This is a genomic window from Flavobacterium sp. Leaf82 (assembly GCF_001422725.1).
Lineage (GTDB): Bacteria > Bacteroidota > Bacteroidia > Flavobacteriales > Flavobacteriaceae > Flavobacterium.
Map to the genome: position 1 here is coordinate 351,242 of NZ_LMMA01000032.1, position 19,021 is coordinate 370,262.

18 protein-coding genes are annotated in these 19,021 nt (G+C 34.7%); 6 read left to right on the plus strand and 12 right to left on the minus strand.

Annotated elements, in window-relative coordinates; genetic code table 11:
• Positions 1–21: 21 nt before the first annotated feature.
• From ASF10_RS16025 to ASF10_RS16040, 4 genes are all read right to left on the minus strand, one after another.
• The gene (locus ASF10_RS16025) at positions 22–411 is read right to left on the minus strand and encodes a DUF1398 domain-containing protein (protein WP_056251025.1); all 390 of its coding nucleotides are present in this window, start codon (positions 409–411) and stop codon (positions 22–24) included.
• A 117-nt stretch (positions 412–528) separates the two neighbouring features.
• Positions 529–1,521: an alpha/beta fold hydrolase gene (locus ASF10_RS16030; RefSeq protein WP_056251028.1), complete on the minus strand. Its 993-nt coding sequence runs from the start codon at positions 1,519–1,521 to the stop codon at positions 529–531.
• A gap of 103 nt (positions 1,522–1,624) precedes the next feature.
• Positions 1,625–2,467: a maleylpyruvate isomerase N-terminal domain-containing protein gene (locus tag ASF10_RS16035; RefSeq protein WP_056251030.1), complete on the minus strand. Its 843-nt coding sequence runs from the start codon at positions 2,465–2,467 to the stop codon at positions 1,625–1,627.
• Between the two features lie 8 nt (positions 2,468–2,475).
• A complete protein-coding gene (locus tag ASF10_RS16040) occupies positions 2,476–3,336 on the minus strand; it encodes a mechanosensitive ion channel family protein (protein WP_056251033.1) in 861 nt (286 codons plus the stop codon).
• Positions 3,337–3,764: 428 nt separating this feature from the next.
• Between ASF10_RS16040 and ASF10_RS16045 the strand changes: the two genes are divergently transcribed.
• Entirely contained in the window at positions 3,765–6,761 is a 2,997-nt protein-coding gene (locus ASF10_RS16045; protein ID WP_056251036.1) for a LamG-like jellyroll fold domain-containing protein, read from the plus strand.
• Between the two features lie 76 nt (positions 6,762–6,837).
• Here the strand turns inward: ASF10_RS16045 and ASF10_RS16050 are convergent, their stop codons facing one another.
• The 5 genes from ASF10_RS16050 to ASF10_RS16070 all read right to left on the minus strand — a co-directional run bounded on the left by ASF10_RS16050 (position 6,838) and on the right by ASF10_RS16070 (position 10,659).
• Complete coding sequence (locus tag ASF10_RS16050; RefSeq protein WP_056251039.1) at positions 6,838–7,275, minus strand: acyl-CoA thioesterase; 438 nt, start codon at positions 7,273–7,275, stop codon at positions 6,838–6,840.
• 92 nt (positions 7,276–7,367) lie between these two features.
• Positions 7,368–8,042 carry a hypothetical protein gene (locus tag ASF10_RS16055; RefSeq protein ID WP_056251043.1) on the minus strand — a complete coding sequence of 225 codons (675 nt, stop codon included), beginning with the start codon at positions 8,040–8,042 and terminating at the stop codon, positions 7,368–7,370.
• 32 nt (positions 8,043–8,074) lie between these two features.
• Positions 8,075–8,542 (minus strand): hypothetical protein, encoded by a 468-nt coding sequence (locus ASF10_RS16060; protein WP_056251046.1) that lies wholly within the window; start codon positions 8,540–8,542, stop codon positions 8,075–8,077.
• A gap of 32 nt (positions 8,543–8,574) precedes the next feature.
• Positions 8,575–9,237: a hypothetical protein gene (locus tag ASF10_RS16065; protein ID WP_056251049.1), complete on the minus strand. Its 663-nt coding sequence runs from the start codon at positions 9,235–9,237 to the stop codon at positions 8,575–8,577.
• Between the two features lie 147 nt (positions 9,238–9,384).
• A complete protein-coding gene (locus ASF10_RS16070) occupies positions 9,385–10,659 on the minus strand; it encodes a Na+/H+ antiporter (protein WP_056251053.1) in 1,275 nt (424 codons plus the stop codon).
• Between the two features lie 387 nt (positions 10,660–11,046).
• On the opposite strand from ASF10_RS16070, the gene dnaK reads away from it, so the two are divergent.
• The 5 genes from dnaK to ASF10_RS16095 all read left to right on the plus strand — a co-directional run bounded on the left by dnaK (position 11,047) and on the right by ASF10_RS16095 (position 16,140).
• Positions 11,047–12,930, plus strand: coding sequence for a molecular chaperone DnaK (dnaK, locus tag ASF10_RS16075; protein ID WP_056251056.1), 1,884 nt, complete (start codon positions 11,047–11,049; stop codon positions 12,928–12,930).
• Positions 12,931–13,134: 204 nt separating this feature from the next.
• On the plus strand, positions 13,135–13,689 hold the full coding sequence (locus ASF10_RS16080; protein ID WP_056251057.1) for a helix-turn-helix domain-containing protein: 555 nt from the start codon (positions 13,135–13,137) through the stop codon (positions 13,687–13,689).
• The gene (locus ASF10_RS16085; RefSeq protein WP_056251060.1) at positions 13,686–14,936 is read left to right on the plus strand and encodes a site-specific integrase; all 1,251 of its coding nucleotides are present in this window, start codon (positions 13,686–13,688) and stop codon (positions 14,934–14,936) included. The genes ASF10_RS16080 and ASF10_RS16085 overlap by 4 nt, the downstream gene beginning before the upstream one ends.
• 5 nt (positions 14,937–14,941) lie before the next feature.
• Entirely contained in the window at positions 14,942–15,691 is a 750-nt protein-coding gene (locus ASF10_RS16090) for a hypothetical protein (protein WP_056251064.1), read from the plus strand.
• 107 nt (positions 15,692–15,798) lie between these two features.
• Complete coding sequence (locus tag ASF10_RS16095) at positions 15,799–16,140, plus strand: helix-turn-helix domain-containing protein (RefSeq protein ID WP_035688596.1); 342 nt, start codon at positions 15,799–15,801, stop codon at positions 16,138–16,140.
• A gap of 346 nt (positions 16,141–16,486) precedes the next feature.
• On the opposite strand, the gene hemA is transcribed toward ASF10_RS16095, so the two are convergent.
• The 3 genes from hemA to ASF10_RS16110 form a co-directional block, all read right to left on the minus strand.
• The gene (hemA, locus tag ASF10_RS16100) at positions 16,487–17,791 is read right to left on the minus strand and encodes a glutamyl-tRNA reductase (protein WP_056251067.1); all 1,305 of its coding nucleotides are present in this window, start codon (positions 17,789–17,791) and stop codon (positions 16,487–16,489) included.
• Positions 17,792–17,959: 168 nt separating this feature from the next.
• Positions 17,960–18,556 (minus strand): hypothetical protein, encoded by a 597-nt coding sequence (locus tag ASF10_RS16105; protein ID WP_056251070.1) that lies wholly within the window; start codon positions 18,554–18,556, stop codon positions 17,960–17,962.
• Positions 18,557–18,573: 17 nt separating this feature from the next.
• Complete coding sequence (locus ASF10_RS16110; RefSeq protein ID WP_035688602.1) at positions 18,574–19,008, minus strand: hypothetical protein; 435 nt, start codon at positions 19,006–19,008, stop codon at positions 18,574–18,576.
• Positions 19,009–19,021: the final 13 nt, after the last annotated feature.

The following is a 19,021-nucleotide window of genomic DNA, read 5'->3' on the forward strand; positions in this document are numbered from 1 at the left end:
TTGACAAATAATAATGATGTATTAATCGGGAATTTTTTCGATTAATATTTCATTATCAGCTTTGTCGTAATACGTACAAGTCATTTCGATGATATCAACACGCCATTTTGCAATTCCGGATTGTGCGGCATGATTGCAAAAGGTTAGATAATCTGTTTGACCGTCCTGATGCATTACTAAAAATTCAATGAAACGTTCTTTATTAGCTGAATCAGCAACTTTAATTTCGTTATATTTTTCGTCTGCCGAAACTTTGTAATTGTTTACGCCATAATATTCTACGTTACCGTTATTAACATAAGTGTCATAACCTTTTACGCCCAAAATAATCAGGTCTTGTATATAATTTGGAAAATCTGCACCGCTTTGTACTTTGGCATGTGCTTCTTTTATTTGTTCGATTGTAAACATGTGTTTTAGTTTTTAAGTTAAAGTTTGTTTCTAATTTCAAGAATTAGCATGAATTTATATTCGGAATGATTTCAAGTATTTATTCGCGCAAATTCTTGCAATTCGTGGGTTTAAAATTTATTGTTTCAAAAATACGATTAATGGTTTTATAAATTGATCAAAAGATTCGATGTGCGGTAAATGTCCGGTGTTTGGAACTTCGATTAGTTTTGCATTCGGAATTGATTTTTGTGTTTTCTTACCCAATTCCAGATAATTTCCCATTGTTTTTTTTACCTCTTCAGATACCAAAGGTTTTCCTATGGCGGTTTTATCCCTTGTTCCTATGATTAAAAGTGTGGGACTTTTGATATTTTTAAATTCGTATAAAACAGGTTGTGTAAAAATCATGTCATACATAAGTGCAGAATTCCAGGCAACTCTTGCATAATCCGGAGCGGTTGTCCAGCCTGCAGAAAGTTCAGCCCATTTTTGGAAATCGACATTCCATTTACCATCATAATAGTTTGCCATTTGATAGCTTTTTATGTTTTGATAATTTTGTTTTAGTTCAGATTCATACCACCAATCTACAGGTTTGTAGGGCACAACCAGTTTCCAGTCTTCCAGTCCAATTGGGTTTTCTAATACTAATTTTTGTGTAGTTTCCGGATACATTAAAGCAAATCTTGTGGCTAACATTCCGCCCATGGAATGTCCTAAAATAGTTGCTTTTTCGATCCCTAAATGATCTAATAATTTTTTGGTGTTCTCAGCCAATTGCTGAAAGGTATATTGAAAATTGTCCGGCTTGGATGATTTTCCAAATCCTATCTGATCAGGAACAATAACTCTGAAACCTTCTTTTGTCAAAGCTTTTATAGTAGTTTCCCAATAAGCGCCATTGAAGTTTTTACCATGCAGCAAAACAATATTTTTATTGTTATAATTATCAGGTTTTATATCCATGTAAGCCATTTTAAGATATTGACGCTGATTGCTCAATTCTAAAAATTGTACAGGAAAAGGATATTCATAATTAGTTAAGTTTATGTCGAGTGCTTTTATATTTTCCTGCTGCGAAAAACAGAAGAAAGGTAAAAGTAAGAGAATGAGTTTTATAGTTTTCATTTTTTGAATGTATTTCGTTTTGGAGTATTTATAAAATTAAAGTTAACGATTTTAAATTCAAAAAATAAAATCTTAAAGTTATCAGAAAATATCTGTATTAAGATTATGCCATTACTGCTACAGTATTTAAAGCGATTTCGGCTAGTTTTTTATCTCCGGTAATTTCTACTTTTTCTTTTGCCTGCTCAGGAGTCATTCCTTTAGAAAATAATAACCATGCATCATTAGGATTAATTTTTATAATTGCACTTGGTTCCGCATTTAACGATTCTGTAAATATCCATTCATTTTCTTGCTTAATAATATTCCATTGACCACCAATTTCTGTATTTACAATCAGCGTTACAATTGTACCCATTTCGGCAGCGACATTTTTATAGGTATGAGGTAATGCATACATAAATGTACTAATGAAAGGATGGAATAAAGGCTTTGTTAAAAGTGCCTGTTTTCTAACGGCGTCTCTAATTTGTTGCTGATGTAAAAATTTTTCAGTGTATTCACGAGCAATATGAAACCAGTTCAACGAGGTTTCTTCTCCTGCCCATGCAACCGAAAAAACAGCATTTTCGAATGGATTTAATGTCAATAAATGTTCTGAATATTGTTTGCCGGTTGTTTCTAATAATTGGGTTAATACAACCGGACTTAATCGTTTTGTTGCATTTGTCCAGTTCATATTAAGCTGATTTAAAAATGCAACCAGATCATTATAGGAATTAATATTTTCTGGTTTTTCTCCAAAATAACCATCTCTTAATATCGATAAACCTCTTAGATTTCCGTCCAGCAAATGAGATGCAATATCTTTTACGGTCCATTTTTTGGCAACGGTTTGTGCATTCCATTCTTCATCGGTTAACGAATTTAGAAGTTCTATCAATAAGTCGTCTAAAATAGAAAAAAGGTGTACTGTTTTTATAGGAACAATTTCTGGAGATGCCATAATCAGAGTTATTTTTCAGTAGTTTTTGTATCGTTATTTTTGAAAGTCACGACTCTTTGCGGATAAGGAATATCAATATTATCCTCATCAAAACGTTTTTTTATACTTTGCAGTAAATCGCAATACATCACAAAGCCATCTGTAGAATTTTTTGCCCACGCCCAGGCTTTTAGTGTTACGCTTGAATCTGCGAGAGCAACAACACGAGCAATTACCAAAGGTGTTTTTTGCTTTTTATTTTCAGCTGTTCTAGTATCTATAAAAAGAGGATGTTTTGCAATCTCATCCTGCATGATTGTTAATGCATTCTCGATATTGGATTCATAACCAATTCCTATTTCGATTATTTTACAGCATTTGGTATCATGCATATTTGTGTTTACAATTATCTGATTGCTTATAACAGAATTTGGGATTATGATTCGGTTGTTTTCAGCATCTTTCAGGACAACTTGTCGCAAATTGATATCTTCGACTGTGCCAACAAAATTGTTGATCGTGATCTTATCATTGATTCTGAAAGGTTTAAAAATCACCAGAAAAATTCCGCTTACAATATTGCTCAAGGCTTGTTGAGACGCCAAACCTGCTACTAACGAAATAACTCCTGCGCCTGCTAAAAAGGAATGACCAATAATTTTGAATTCGGGGATTTGAATAAGAGCGAAAGCAAAGCCTAAAATATAAATTACGGTTATGATTAAATGTTTTAAAAATTTAAAACCCGTAGCATCATATTCTTTATCGGTTAATTTTCGATATAAAAAATAGCGTAAAACTTTTTCGGTCAAAGCGCCTAATACAATTGTTGTAAAGGCGATTATGGCAATTATTATAGCTATTCTAAAGTCTTTTGAAAAGTCGATCATAAAGATTTAAGTTTTATAAAAAATCCAAAAACTATATTTGGGATTTAAGAAATAGGTGAATTTCAGTTTCAAGCTAATTTACGAAGTTTTACAACTTTGAATGTATGTTATTTCAATAGTTTGCAGGAAGTATTAATTTTTTAATCCTGTTGCATTTAATTTTTACTTTAAATTGAAAAACAGGTACAATGAATTTGGGTTATTCACTTTGTAATAATATTAATTTGGTTACATTTTTTGAAGTAAATCAGGCAAAATGAATGTTTTTTTAATTTTAAATTATTTTCATTTCATCTGGTTTCTGTATTCTTATGAATTGTGTAATGTGTTGATAATTAATAATGTAAATCAGGATAGGGCAGGACGGTCTCTTTTGGTGATATTACTAATTTGGTTTATAACTATTTAACCACATTAACCAATTTATCATGAAAAAAAGTACTTTAACCATTACGCATGTTCTTAAGATTTTTATGATTTGTGCACTTTTTGTAAGCTTTTACAATTTAAATGCTCAGACCCTGGCATTTCCTGAAGCGACAGGTTTTGGCAGGTTTACTACCGGAGCAAGAGGCGCTTCGAATCCTCAGATTTATTTAGTAACCAATTTAAATGACAACGGGCCCGGATCATTTCGAGATGCCGTTAGTCAGCCAGGCCGATTTGTAATTTTTAGGGTTGGAGGTATTGTAAATTTGCAAACTCAGGTTGTTGTAGCAAGTAATACAACTATTGCAGGTCAAACCGCAACCGGAGAAGGAATTGTGTTTTTAGGACCGCGTGTTACCTTTTCAGGAGCCAGTAATACAATTGCCAGATATCTTCGTATTCGTTACGGCGGAACTGCTCAAAATCAGGATGCATCAGGATTATCAAATGGAGCGAATCTCATTTTTGATCATATGACTTTTACTTGGGGAACTGATGAAGTTTTCTCTATTAACTGGGATAATAAAGGAATAAGCCCTGATAATATCACGATTCAAAATTCGATTATTGGGCAGGGATTGCATCGACACAATCATTCTGCCGGAGGTTTGATGCAGCCTTCTGGCGGAAAAATAAGTTTAATTGGTAATTTATATATCTGTAATAAAACGCGCAACAATAAAATAAAAGGGATTAATGAGTTTGTAAACAACGTTGTTTATAATTGGGGCAATTACGGAAACACTTACGGATACACAGAATCTGGTGATGCTTATATTATGGGTGGAGATTCTGCGGGAAGTTCTGATGTTAATATTATCAATAATTATTTTATTGGCGGTCCAAATACCAGCAATACGATTTCGACTCCTTTTAACAGAGGGAATGACAATTTTTCTTTATACGGTTCCGGAAATTATTTTGATAATAATAAGGATGGAGTTTTAAACGGCACTTTAGTTCCTGCAGATTTAACAGGATATCCTACCGGTGATGCCGCTACAATATTGTCAAGTCCTTATGATTATCCCATGAAAAATACAACTCTCACGGCTCAGGATGCTTATGATAAAATAGTACAAAATGTGGGAGCTTCATATCCAAGACGTGATCAGGTCGAAAATTTAATGATTACTGATTTGATGTCTAAAGGAACTACGGCAACATATGTATATGTCCAGACAGATTTAACGCAGAAATTTGGTTTCATAAACGGTGGCGCCGGACATGTTTATGGCGCTCCGGCTCCAATTGATACTGATAATGACGGAATGCCTGATGCTTGGGAAGATGCAAATGATCTTAATAAAAATGTTGCCGACGCGTTATTGGTAAGTTCAAGTCATGCCCCTTATTTGAATATTGAGGTTTACATAAACGGATTGACGAATGAGATTCCTCCGGATTTTATCATTCCACCGTCTGATATCACTTTTACGAATGTGGTTTCTACCGAAGTTCCGGCATCGAGTTCTGTTACTGTAAATTGGGGAGATAATGCATCTAACGAAGATAATTATGTATTAGAACGTTCTGTTAATGGAACTGATTTTACGGTAATTGCTACATTAGGATCTAATATTACGACTTATAATGATTCAGGTTTGATTCCTAATACGCAATATTATTATCGTGTTAAGGCGACAAATAGTACAGAATCTTCGGTATATAATTCAATCGCACCAATAATAACACCCCCAATTCCATCTGCTCCAACTAAGACATTTTCTCCAACACCTGCTTCCGGGATTAATACTGTAGAATTGGCAAGTGGTAATTTGACTCTAAAATGGGCAGGAAGTTCTAACACGCTTAATTACGCTGTTTATTTTGGTACAAATGCTTCGAACTTAACAAAACTGACTGATGTCGTATATTCAGCAAATCCATCTTATCAGATTACAGGATTAAGTTCTGTAACAAATTATTACTGGAGGATTGATGCAATAAATACAAAAGGAACTGCAACGGGAGATGTATGGAGTTTTAGTACAATAAATCCCGGTATTGTTGGGCATTGGCCGTTTAAAGAGGCAGCATTAGCAGGAGAACAAATCACAGATATTACGACTTATGCTAATCATGGCATATTAGATTCTGCTTTTGACAATACAGCTGTCAGGGTTCCGGGAAAGGCAAACAACGCGATCGATTTTTCGACTTCTCTGAATATTAAATCTTTGGTAAATATCCCGAATCAGGATTATTTATTATTTGATAAAAATTCGTTTACTGTTTCGTTTTGGATGAAAGCTGCTCCGGCTTTATTGCCAAGTTCCTCAGCAACGAGTATTTATGTATTGTGCAAAGGTTCGTTTACAAAAAATGCAGTGACTGGAGCAACCGGTAAAAGATATAATATTGAAATCAAAGGCGGACTTTTGCGTTTTGCAATAGATGATGATAGTACAAAAAGAGAAGTTACTACAGCTGCGGCAAAATATTTTACTGGAAATTGGGTAAATGTCATTATTATGAGAGATGTTATTGCCCACAAAATGAGAATTTATACGGATGGTATTTTATCTGCAGAACTTGATGAATCTGCCGTTACGGGTATTGCAGAACCTACTGATTTAATAATAGGAAACATTGGTGAACTTGAACTGTCATCGGGTACTGCTCCGGCGCCTTACAAAGGTTTGTTTGATGAACTCCAGTTATTTAATTATCCGCTAAATGCAACTCAGGTAATGGAATTGTATGCGCAAGTATTTTTGAGTACAGATAAATTCAGTCAAAGAAAAAGCAATATTATTGTATATCCTAATCCTGTAAAAGATAAAATTTTTATTAATATTCCAGACTATAATGTATCTTATGCAACGGCTGTTTTAACTGATATGACTGGGAAAATTATTATAAAAGAAAAGATTTATTCTGATGGAAATGGTGTTTTTACCCTGAACGTTGCCCACAAAAAAGTATCAGGAATCTATATGCTGAATATTTCAGGAGAGAATTTGAATAATAATTTTAAAGTTATTATAGAATAAGAAATGTTTTTTTTAGAAACTAAAAGACCGTTACATAATTTGTAACGGTCTTTTTATGAAATTAAATTAGTCTGTTTTATAGTCCAACAAAGTCATCACTTTTAGGGAAAATACTTAGGGCTTCGATAGCAATTTCTGGAGTTGGAGAAGCTAATTTTCTAAGTTTTGTGTCCATCCAGGCACCATCTACAGTAATAACAGCACAAAGTGTGTCGTCTTCTCTTCTAAATTCATGAATAATTGACCAACGCGAAGCATCGGCTTTCATTTTTGAAGTTTTGGTGTGAATGAATATTTTATCAGAAAGTTTTAATTCTTTTCTAAAAACACATTCTTCTCTAAACAAAACCGGACCAAAACTTTGTGTTTGCATCACTCGCAATGTTAAACCTAATTCTTCGAGGATTTCGATACGATGCTGTGCGCCAAAATCGTAATATGCGCTATGTCGAACGTGAAAATTTGGATCAAGATCAGACCAGCGAAAAGATATTTCTTTAATAAATGAAGCCATTTTATATTTTGTATTTTAATGAAAATCGAAATTACAAATAAAATAGGAAACTGTTTCTTAGAAAATCTTAAAGTCTTGGTTTATGAAGTTAATTAATATCCTCTGTCAGCATATATGTTGAATTGCTGAAATGAAATTTCTCCAAAATCTTTGACTGTTTTTAGTTTATCAACATTTGCTATCAGAGCTTCTGCGTTTGGATCTGTGCTTGGATTAAGAATATAATTTATAAAATGATCTTTATATAGATACCAGTTATTTTTTGTTTTATTAAATTTAAAAGTGGTGATATGTTCCCAATGATGTCCGCCAGAAATTCTGTGTTCGATAGAAAAATAACCATTTTTGATAACAATTGCATTAAACGGATCTCCAAATAATCCTCCACAATCGATGCAATAAGCGGCATTTTCATTTTTAAAGGCTAGTTTATAATTTCCGTCTTTTTGCCCCAGTAAAAGTAATACGACTCTTTTATCTGGTTTGCCTTCTTCCATATTTGAAGTGGTTTCTTCTGTCGCTTTGCGTATAACTAAAATGCAATCCTCAATTTTATCCAGATTCAAATCGCCTGTTTCTTTTATAATTGCCTGATAACCTTTTGGTATAAATACCTTTAGTTTTGGGTTGGTAATTATGACAGTCTCATTAAAAGTATCGTGTTTTTGAACGGGTTTGCTTTTTGTGGTTTTGCCGGTTGTTTTTTGTTGTGAAAAAGCAAAACCCAGATTAAAAATAAGAATTAGCAATAAAATTGATTTTTTCATTTTCCGACTTTTTTCTTGAATATTATTGTGTTTTACAGACTTTCTAAATTATCCCATTCATATTCTATCTTGTCCAGTTTCCTGTAATATGGGATAAGTAATATAATCTCTAATCTTAATGCGAAATGACCATCGCTGGTTACAAAAGGTAGCACAAACATGGAAACAATGCAAATCACGACTCCCAGAACGGCATCAATTTTCCCTATTGAGATTGCATTGGCTTTTTCAAACCAAAGAGAATACGCGGCAAAACCCTTAAATGCCATAATGGCAACAATAAACATTCCGATTGGTGAAAGAGCTGTATTACTCGAAAAACCATAAAGAGAAATATTTACGTTTGATATGAAAAAGCTCATTATAATGGAGCTTAAAGCACAAATTGCTAAAATCATAAAAATCCAGCAAAATGTTTTAATCCACCATGGCAAAAGTTTTCTTCTGATTACCGGTGCTTTGTCAAATTCGTCAAAATGACTTTCTAATTCCTGATTCATAATATTTTTTAGGTTTTATTATTAGGGTCCAATTATATAACCTGAGTAAGAATCAAGATTAAAATAGTAAACTGTATGCCTAAAATAATCCAGAAAAAGTTTCTGCTTGGCTGCGAAACATTTTTTAAGCCCGTAATTATTTTGTCTTTAATAATATCAGAAAAACTAACATTCTCATCCTTAAAATCAACTTCCTCCAACTTTATTTTTTTAAAACCATAAATAATGATTTTTTTCAACCATTTATTGTCATTAGAATCTCTGATTTCCTGAATTAACTTAAGCTGTAATTTTGTTTTATCGGCTCCTTGTCTCAGTAAATCAGGTTGGTTAGATTTTACTTTGTTTAATACTTTGTCAATAATAGGAAATAGTAAAGTTTCTCCTTTGTCTGAAAGTAATTTATGGATCGTTTTTGATATTATATATTTATTGCCAAAGGAAAACAATAAAAACGGACCTACAAATGTCGAGATTACTGTTAAACCAAAACCTATTGGGCGTAAAGCAAATAATAAAAGTATAACTGCTGAGCCGGATACATGTCCCAGTCCTGTACCTGATTGGTAAATTATGGTGAATAAAGTAAATACGCCTATAATGGCGTATAATATTTGTCCCAGGATGTTTATTTTGAAGAAACTAAAGGTTGCGCTACTAAATAATTTAGTAACATATTTTAAATTATCATTCATTAATGTGGTATTTGGTTTTAGTTAAATTAGGTATTTTTAGCCGAGTAAAAATATAGAAAAATCATTACAAATATTTAAATGATTTTTATTTGTTTAAATGTTTTCTAGTAATGATTGATTAAAAAGATTTAATGTTAAAGCAAAAAATTACAAATGTGATTCTTTATCTTCTTTAGCGCTCAATTTTTTGACAATCCAGGGCAAAGTAAGACCTTGACCAATAAGAGTCATTAAAACTACGGCTACAGATATAAAAATAATTACGGTTCGCTCCGGAAAAGGAGTTCCGTCCGGAAGTTCTTTAGGAATACCAATTGCGATTGCCAGAGAAACAATTCCGCGCATTCCGGACCAACTCAGGATAATGCTGTTATTGAAATCTAAAAGAGCATCTTCACTGACTTTTCTTTTTCGTTTGGTGTTTAAAAAAGCTTTTTGAAGATTAATTTTTTGAAGAAAAACCCTGACCATCCTAATTAATAAAGCAACAATCGTAATGATAAAAGCATAGCCAATATAAGGCAGGATCATATCGTTGTCGATTCCTTTTAAGATGTAGCGAAAATTAAGTCCGATTAGAATGAAGATTAATCCGTTTAATAAAAAAATAATAATGTCCCAAAGGCTTCTGGATTGGTTTTTTAAACTTTCAGGGAATATCTTTTTGCTAAAACGAGCAATAATAGTAAGTCCTAAAATAACGACCGCAATTACTCCTGAAACATGCAGATGTTCAGCAACTAAATAAGTTACAAAAGGCATTAGCAACATGAAGCTTATGGTAACATTTATATTTTTATGTACCCGGCTTAATATAAAAGCCAGAATTTTTGCCATTATAAAGCCTACTACGAAACCTCCGCCTAATAATAATACGAATTGCAAGGATGCTTTCCAGATGACAAATGCTGAACCCATTGCAGTTGCAATGGCAAAACGATAAGCAACCAACGCAGAAGCATCATTAATAAGACTTTCTCCTTCTAGAATTGTAATTGTTTTACGCGATATGTTAAGCCCTTTTGTTATGCTTATTGCTGCAACTGCATCAGTAGCAGAAAGTATAGCGCCAAGTACGAAGGATAAAGGCCAGGTCATATTAGGTATGGTAAAATGTGCCACAACGGCTATCCAAAAAGTAGTAAGGAAAACCAAAGGAATTGCCAATGTACTTATGGTATGAATGTTGGTTTTGAAATCTTTAGGGGAGATATTAAAAGAAGCATCGTATAATAATGGAGGAAGAAAGATCAGAAATATAATTTCAGGATTAATTTCAATTTCAGTCATTGTAGGTATAAAACCAATTGCAACTCCTACGATAACAAGTAAAATAGGCTGAGGTAATTTTATAATATCGGCAAATGCAGATAGTCCTATTACGATGGCGAGAATAAAAATGATAATGCTGTAATTTTCCATATTGGCGAATATTGAATTTAGGAAGATGCTAATGTATATATTTCAGGCTTTAATTAAAAATATCGAAAGACATTATACTATTAGATTAAGATAAACTTGTGATGAGACGGAATGCCTAGCCCTGATAGAAGCGGCATCCTTTTATGTCTCCCGAGGCTTCGGGAGACATAAAAGATATAGCGAATAGCAGGAAATAGCTCCTGATAATGACACGTAAAGTGCTGATATGCCACGAATGTCAGGTTTTTAAAATGTCATGTTGTCAGATTGTATTTATTGTGCCGACAGTAAAACTGACAATTTACTTTGGTTTTTTATATTGGCACAAAGATTGACTTATGCCACCTGAGTTATAAAATTAGTATATCAAAATTAAATATATAAAAAATGGGTAAAATAATCGGAATTGACTTAGGTACGACGAACTCTTGTGTTTCTGTAATGGAAGGTAACGAAGCAGTTGTTATTCCTAACGCAGAAGGAAAAAGAACAACGCCATCTATCATCGCTTTTGTTGAAGGTGGAGAAATTAAAGTGGGTGATCCTGCAAAAAGACAAGCGGTAACGAATCCTACAAAAACGATTGCTTCTATTAAACGTTTTATGGGACACACTTTTGCTGAAACTCAGGAAGAAGCAAAAAGAGTTCCTTACAGTGTTGTAAAAGGTGACAACAATACGCCACGTGTGGATATTGACGGTCGTTTATACACTGCTCAGGAATTGTCAGCAATGACACTTCAAAAAATGAAAAAAACTGCTGAAGACTATTTAGGTCAAACTGTAACTGAAGCGGTTATTACTGTTCCTGCTTACTTTAACGATGCACAACGTCAAGCTACTAAAGAAGCTGGAGAAATTGCTGGTCTTAAAGTTATGCGTATTATCAATGAGCCAACTGCTGCTGCACTTGCTTACGGATTAGATAAAAAAGGAACTGATCAAAAAATTGCTGTTTACGATTTAGGTGGAGGTACTTTTGATATCTCTGTTCTTGAATTAGGAGACGGTGTATTCGAAGTATTGTCTACAAATGGTGATACTCACTTAGGTGGTGATGATTTTGACCAGGTTATTATTGACTGGTTAGCTGACGATTTTAAATCTGAAGAAGGTATTGATTTACGTTTAGATCCAATGTCATTGCAACGTTTGAAAGAAGCTGCAGAGAAAGCTAAGATTGAATTATCATCTTCTGCTGAAACTGAAATCAACTTACCTTACGTAACTGCTACTGCTTCAGGACCAAAACACTTAGTAAAAAAATTATCAAGAGCTAAATTTGAGCAATTATCTGATACTTTAGTAAAACGTTCTATGGAGCCAGTTGCTAAAGCATTAAAAGATGCAGGTTTATCTACATCTGATATTGACGAAGTTATTCTTGTTGGAGGTTCTACTCGTATGCCAAGAATCGCTGACGAAGTTGAAAAATTCTTTGGTAAAAAAGCATCTAAAGGTGTTAACCCTGATGAGGTTGTTGCAATTGGAGCAGCTATTCAAGGTGGAGTTTTATCTGGAGATGTAAAAGATGTATTGTTACTTGACGTAACACCTCTTTCTTTAGGTATCGAAACTATGGGTGGTGTTATGACTACATTAATTGAGTCTAATACAACTATCCCAACTAAAAAATCTCAAGTATTCTCTACTGCTTCTGATTCTCAACCATCTGTTGAGCTTCACGTATTGCAAGGAGCTAGAGCAATGGCTGCTGATAACAAAACTATTGGTCGTTTCCACTTAGATGGTATTCCACCAGCACCAAGAGGAGTTCCTCAAATCGAGGTTACTTTTGATATTGATGCTAATGGTATCATCAAAGTTACTGCTACTGATAAAGGAACAGGAAAATCTCACGATATCCGTATCGAAGCTTCTTCTGGTTTAACAGCTGAAGAAATCGAAAAAATGAAACAAGATGCTGAAGCTAATGCTGATGCTGACAAAATAGCTAAAGAAAGAGCTGAGAAATTGAACGAAGCTGATAGTACTATTTTCCAAACTGAAAGTCAATTGAAAGAATTGGGAAGTAAATTAACAGACGATCAAAAAACAGCTATCGAATTTGCTTTAACTGAATTAAGATTTGCTCACCAATCTCAAGATCTTGAAGCAATCCAAAAAGGATTAGACAATGTAAATGCAGCTTGGAAAGTAGCTACAGAAGCAATGTACGCTCAAGGTGGTGAAGGTCAACAAGCAGCTCCACAACAAGAGCAGTCGCAAGGTGACAATGTTGAAGACGTTGAATTCGAAGAAGTCAAATAAGTACTGATTAATATCAGTTAATAATAAGTGCTAAAGCGCTGTAAACGTAATGTTTACAGCGCTTTTTCTTTTTTATTCTTTTTTGTTTCTGCTGTTTTTTAATCATTTTTTATCATATATTTGTATCATATTTGTACCGGCACTTAAAAGGAGACAAAGTGGGACTTATGTACCCTTATGGTACCTTAATGGGAGACAAAGACTATGAAAAGATCTGATAAACAATGTCTTAATTGTGGGAAAGAATTCCTGCCTAAAACCGTGACTTCTGTTTACTGCTCGCATGTATGCAGTAAAAAAGCATACAAACAGAAGATGATACGGCTTAAAAAGGAAGTGGGGATCAAAGCGCTGGTAGATAAAATACCCCAGAACAGGGCATTTATTTCTGTTGCGGAAGCTGGCATGCTTTTTGGCATTCCCAATAAGTCCCTTTACCGGCTTGTCGGTCAGGGAAAAATTCCTTCAGTTAATCTGGGGACTCGCCTTATAAGAATAGACCGCAGAGTTATGGAAGAGATGTTCGGCCCTGCAAGCATCCTGCAGCAGGCTGAAAGCCCACCGAAGAAAAAATTATACAGTCTTGAAAAAGAGGACTGCTATTGCATCGGTGAAATAGCCCAGAGATTTCAGATATCTGAAGGTTCTGTCTACAGCCACATCAGGAAATATTCAATCCCGACCAGACAGATTGGAAAGCATGTATATGCCCCAAAAAGCGAAATTGACAACTTGTATAACGGAAATGATTTTATATGAAGCAATTAGCAAAAACCAAGGTGACTGTGCGTCTTCGAAAGGCAGAAGACCGAAAGGAATGGTATGTTTACATAGAAAGCTATCCTGTAGAGGTTTCCGGAAAGAAAACGCCCCAGAGAATCCGTGAATATTTAAACAGATCCGTAACCACAGTGGAGTGGGACAAGAAAAGAACTGCCCGCACAGATTCAGAGGGTATAAAATCCTACAAACCCAGACGCAGCGATAACGGAATAATAATCTGCAGTAGCGAAAGCGACCGTGAGATAATGCTCTATGCGGATGCAGTGCGTAATATCCGGCAGAAAGAATACGATAAAACAGATCTGTACAGTGATGCTGAGAACCTATTGGCTGAACAGAAAGAAAAAGCAAAAGAGGATTTTATTAAATACATCGCTGCGGTGGCGGCTAAAAGGCACGCCCGAAGTTCAAAATCCATTCAGATCACTTGGCAGCGGAGCAGAGAATTTTTAAAAAGTTATTCCAAGGGCAGCCTTATGTTTTCACAGATTGACAGCAGAATGGCGGAAGATTTTAAACTGTTTTTATTATCAGCTCCGCGCGGAGGAGGTAAGAAGGGAATTATTTCCTGCAACACTGCGGCAACCTATTTCTCCATATTTAAAGCAGCTTTGAAACAGGCCTTTATCGACGGATATTTAAGCGTTGATTTATCTTCAAAAATTAAGGGCATCCCGGAGCAGGAATCAAGACGCGAATATTTGACTATTGAAGAATTAAATGCATTGGCCGAAACGCCCTGCGAAAAAGACGTCCTTAAAAGAGCCGCGCTTTTCTCAGCCCTTACAGGTCTGAGGCATTCCGACATTCAGAATCTCCGATGGAAAGAGATTAGTCTGGAAGACGGCAGGGCCAAACTGCATTTTACGCAGAAAAAGACAAAGGGTGTCGAATACATGCCTATTTCTGAGCAGGCTTTAGATCTCAGCGGAGAACCTAGGCTTCCAGGACAGCTTGTTTTCGAGGATCTGCCGGACCCGTCGTGGATTTCACGACCTCTGAAAAAATGGGTTGAATCGGCAGGGATTAAAAAAAATATTACCTTCCACTGCTTCCGCCATACATTTGCAACACTGCAGCTGTCGAGCGGGACAGACATTTATACGGTCAGCAAAATGCTGGGGCATACCAATGTAAAAACTACTGAAATCTACGCCAAAGTAATAGATGAGAAGAAAAACAGAGCTTCGCAGGCAATACAATTGGAATCTTTAAAGAAATAAGCGCAATGAAAATTAAATACTTTGAATATATCACAGTTTACCTGTCTGTTTTTTTAGTCTGCGTCTTTGTCGGTGTAATCGGAAGACTGGTGCTGCTGGAAAAAGGTGCGGATGAATATACGGCCGGTGTTTTTTTCTGGATCAGCACTGGATTTGGAGTTTTAATGTTTGCAATTCTAAGTTTATTTCTAAACGATTTGGCTGAGAGATTGGTGAATCGTTTTTTGAAGGCAAAAAAAAATGAATCGCCTGAAAGCCGCATTCCAGTTGAAAACCTTGAAAAAATAGAAGAGGAGCCACAGGATGCTTTAATTAAGCCCGAAATGCCTGAAAATAAAAATGCTGTCATTGATATTCAGCAGTTAAGGGAGCAGCAGCAAAATGCAATTAAAAATCAAAAACAGGCCAGGATTGATACTGCCCTCCGTTATGCGCAGCAGGAGTTTGCGCTGTACGTGTCGGATGATGATCTGGAACAATTGGGCAGCAATATAATCATATATGCTGAAGTCCTAAATTTTGAAAAGATTAAACCGATCAAAGTAAAAGATCTGTCCAATCTGGATCTGTATCATTTTGGCTGGAATATCTGGAATTGCTTTAAAGCCAGCAGACAGGACAGAGCCGCACAATTTTTAAAGCTGACTTTTGCTGATGCTTTAAAAGATGTTGAAGAGAAAAGCATTAAAACGCATCTCAAAGATGATGAACATAAAGGTCTTATAAAGATAATAGATGATTTTACAGATTTTTAAATGCCAATAGGTATAAAGCACTGTGTTTTTCAAGTATTTTTGCTGTGAAGAAGGACACAGCAGAAACACTTTTTTCATTTGCATCATAACTGTTAAAAACGATAGCTATGGATACAAATGAAATCTCTTTTGAAAACCTGCCCAAAGCAGTAGCACACTTAGTGAAAGAAATTGCCGAGATTAAACTTCTGATTCAGAATGTACAGGTGTATGAATCGAAAGAAAAAAGTATTCCTATTGGTATTGAACAAGCAAGCCGGCTAATAGGCAAAGCAAAGCCTACAATTTACGCTCTTGTAAGGCAGAGAAAAATTCCGTGCTATAAATATGGTAAAAAGCTGTATTTTTTTGAAGAAGAACTTTTAGAATGGATTTCTAAAGGGAAAAAGAAAACAATACAGGAAATTGAATCAGAAGTATTGAAGTATAATGATAATCAAAAAAAATAGGGGGAATAACAGACCGCAAAAATACTTATGTCACTCTGGTAGATCATCAAAAAGCATTTAATACAAAGCGATATGTTATCTGTAAATGAATTTGAACAAAAAAATCCTGAAAAATCTAAATTTTTCAGGATTTTACTTTTTATAGTGATCTCTACTGTACAAATTTCTATAAATTTTTACGGAAGATTTGAAAAGATTGGCTATTACTAATTTGGTTTGGATGTCCTGTTGGGATTGAACTTTTATACATCAATAGTTATTTACAGCAAGTTTCAGGATCAAATTTGCTAACTTATTTGGGTATTTCTAATACAGATCGAAAATTGTTTGCAAAACCTAATAACGTCTATGAAAGATTGATCTTATATGTTTTTTCAATTTGAGAAGAAGCGTGTTTTGGCGCGAGCTGTCCAATTTGAAATACTTTTTCAATAAAGTCAATACTTTCATCCACGCAAGTATTTTCATTTTTCAAGTGGCTTGCAAAGTGGTTTGTTATTTTTTGAATGATCCTGGCGCTGATTAAATCAACCTGAGCGACATCAAAATTGCTTGTTTTCTTTCTCTGAATAGCCAATTCGCTTGCCGCAATATCATTTAGTTTAGCTTTTAACGCATGGATAGTTGGCGCATATTTTCGAGTATTCATCCATGTATTGAATTCTAATTTCATATCCTCAATAATAGCTTCTGCAGCAGGAATATGTTGTTTTCTTCTCTCAAGCGTATCATCTGTAACCTGAGACAAATAATCGAGATGTATTAAAGTTATTCCTGGAATTTGCGCTACATCTGGATTTACATTTCGTGGAATGGATAAGTCCAAAATCAGTAATGGTTTCTTTCTGTTAAGTAGTGCTTTGTCTATAGTTGGATTTTGTGCACCTGTTGCAACTATGAGCACATCTGTCTGTTTTATTTCTTCTTGTAAGTTTAGAAAATCCTTTACAATAACGTTTAGTTTACCAGCTAATTCGATGGCCTTGTTCTTTGTTCTGTTTATAAGGGTGATATGGGTATTCTTTGTATGTTTTACTAAATTTTCACACGTATTTCTGCCAATTTTCCCTGTTCCGAATAGTAAGATATTTTTATTTCTAATATCTTCTACATTTCTGATAATATATTGAACAGCTGCAAATGAAGCAGATGTGGCACCGGATGAAATTTCAGTATCTGTTTTGACTTTTTTGCTAGCCTGTATAACCCCGTTTATTAAACGATCCAGGAATGTATTGATTAAGTCCTCGCGTTTGCTATTATTAAAAGCGATTTTAATTTGACTAATGATTTCAAAATCACCTAAAATCTGGCTATCCAACCCTGTTCCAACTCGAAACATATGGTTCACAGCTTCCTGATTCTTGTATATATAAGCAACTTGCTGAAATTCTTCTACGGAGCCCTTGCTGTTCTCACAAAGTAATTTGATTAATTCATATGGATGATTGGCAAAACCATATATTTCGGTTCTATTACAAGTAGAAGTGACAATTAATGATTCGATCCCTTCTGCCTTTGCCTGCAGCAAAAGATCAGATTGTGCTTTAGTATCCAAACTAAACTTCCCTCTAATTGCTGCATCTGCTTTTTTATAACTTAAGCCTAAAGCATAAAAGGTGGTATTTTTGGACATGTTATATTTTTCCATATTATGCTCTTTTTAAAGTTCAAAAAAATATTAGTAGGTTATTGTAAAACACGATGAAACTTCCTTTAATGCTAAAGAATAATGGATTCACACATAATTGCATTATAAGTTGCCGGCAGGATTTAAATATAAAACGCTACCTGAAAAACAGGTAGCGTTTAAGAGAAATTATTTTTGAACTATTGGAGTTCTAAGTGATTCTAAGACCGCAACAATATCTGTATAAAGCTCTGTATTTGAAGCCACACCATTTGCATTTGCAGCTGCTCCTACATATCCTTCAAATTTTGTATAATCTGCAGTACTTGATTTTGTCCCCATACGAGGATTTTTCGCAGGATCGTGCGCAGCTACCATATTCAAACCAGAATAGGTATTTACGGCATTTGTACCACCAGTGTTAAACGAAAAGAAATCAGTCAGATTGTCTGATAGTTTAGCAATATTTGTAGACTGGGTAGTTCCTGTTTCGGCTAATACCGGGGCAAAATGCGCTTGTAGATTCCCCGCTGCATTCGACTGAACATCGGCAACAATTAATCCTATAGTTGAATTTACCACCTTGCGGAAACTCAAACGCCCCTGCTCGATCATTTGGCCAGCGTTATCTGGATCTGAAACCATTTTAGTTCCGCCTAATCTTTCGTAAATAGATGCCTTTACAGGAGGAGTTACCTGGGCGTCATCATCATTACTACTGCACGAAGCCAGGGTTGCAGAAGCTGCGAGTAATACACTAAGTGTAATTTTGGAATAAATTTTCATAATAAAAATATTAAAGGTTAATTAAAAAAACGGTTTAGTTTTTGAGACAATCTGTAGCTCAAACTATTTTGATTCACTGGACAAACTTCTTTGCCAGCCAAATTTTCCGGTAAAATATAACGCTGAGCATCATAATGTCCTATGGCTATCAACTGATCAAATACTTTTTTAGAATTCGTGATCTTGTTGTTATGGAAGTAAACAACCACATTTCTTTTTACGATTATAGAATCAGAGGTTAATCCTTTGATAGATCTCAAATCTGAACATATTTGTTTGGCTTGTACCGAATCTATGTTTGTTTTAAAATCAATTCGGCTTACCTGCAGATTTGGGCTTTCATAAACAGCAGGCTTAGCGGTAATAATGTGGAATAGAAAAATGGCAAAAAATAGTACCAAAATGATCAATCCCGTCCAAAGGCCTTTTTTAATAAATTTGTTAATTTTCATAAAGCTGATTTTT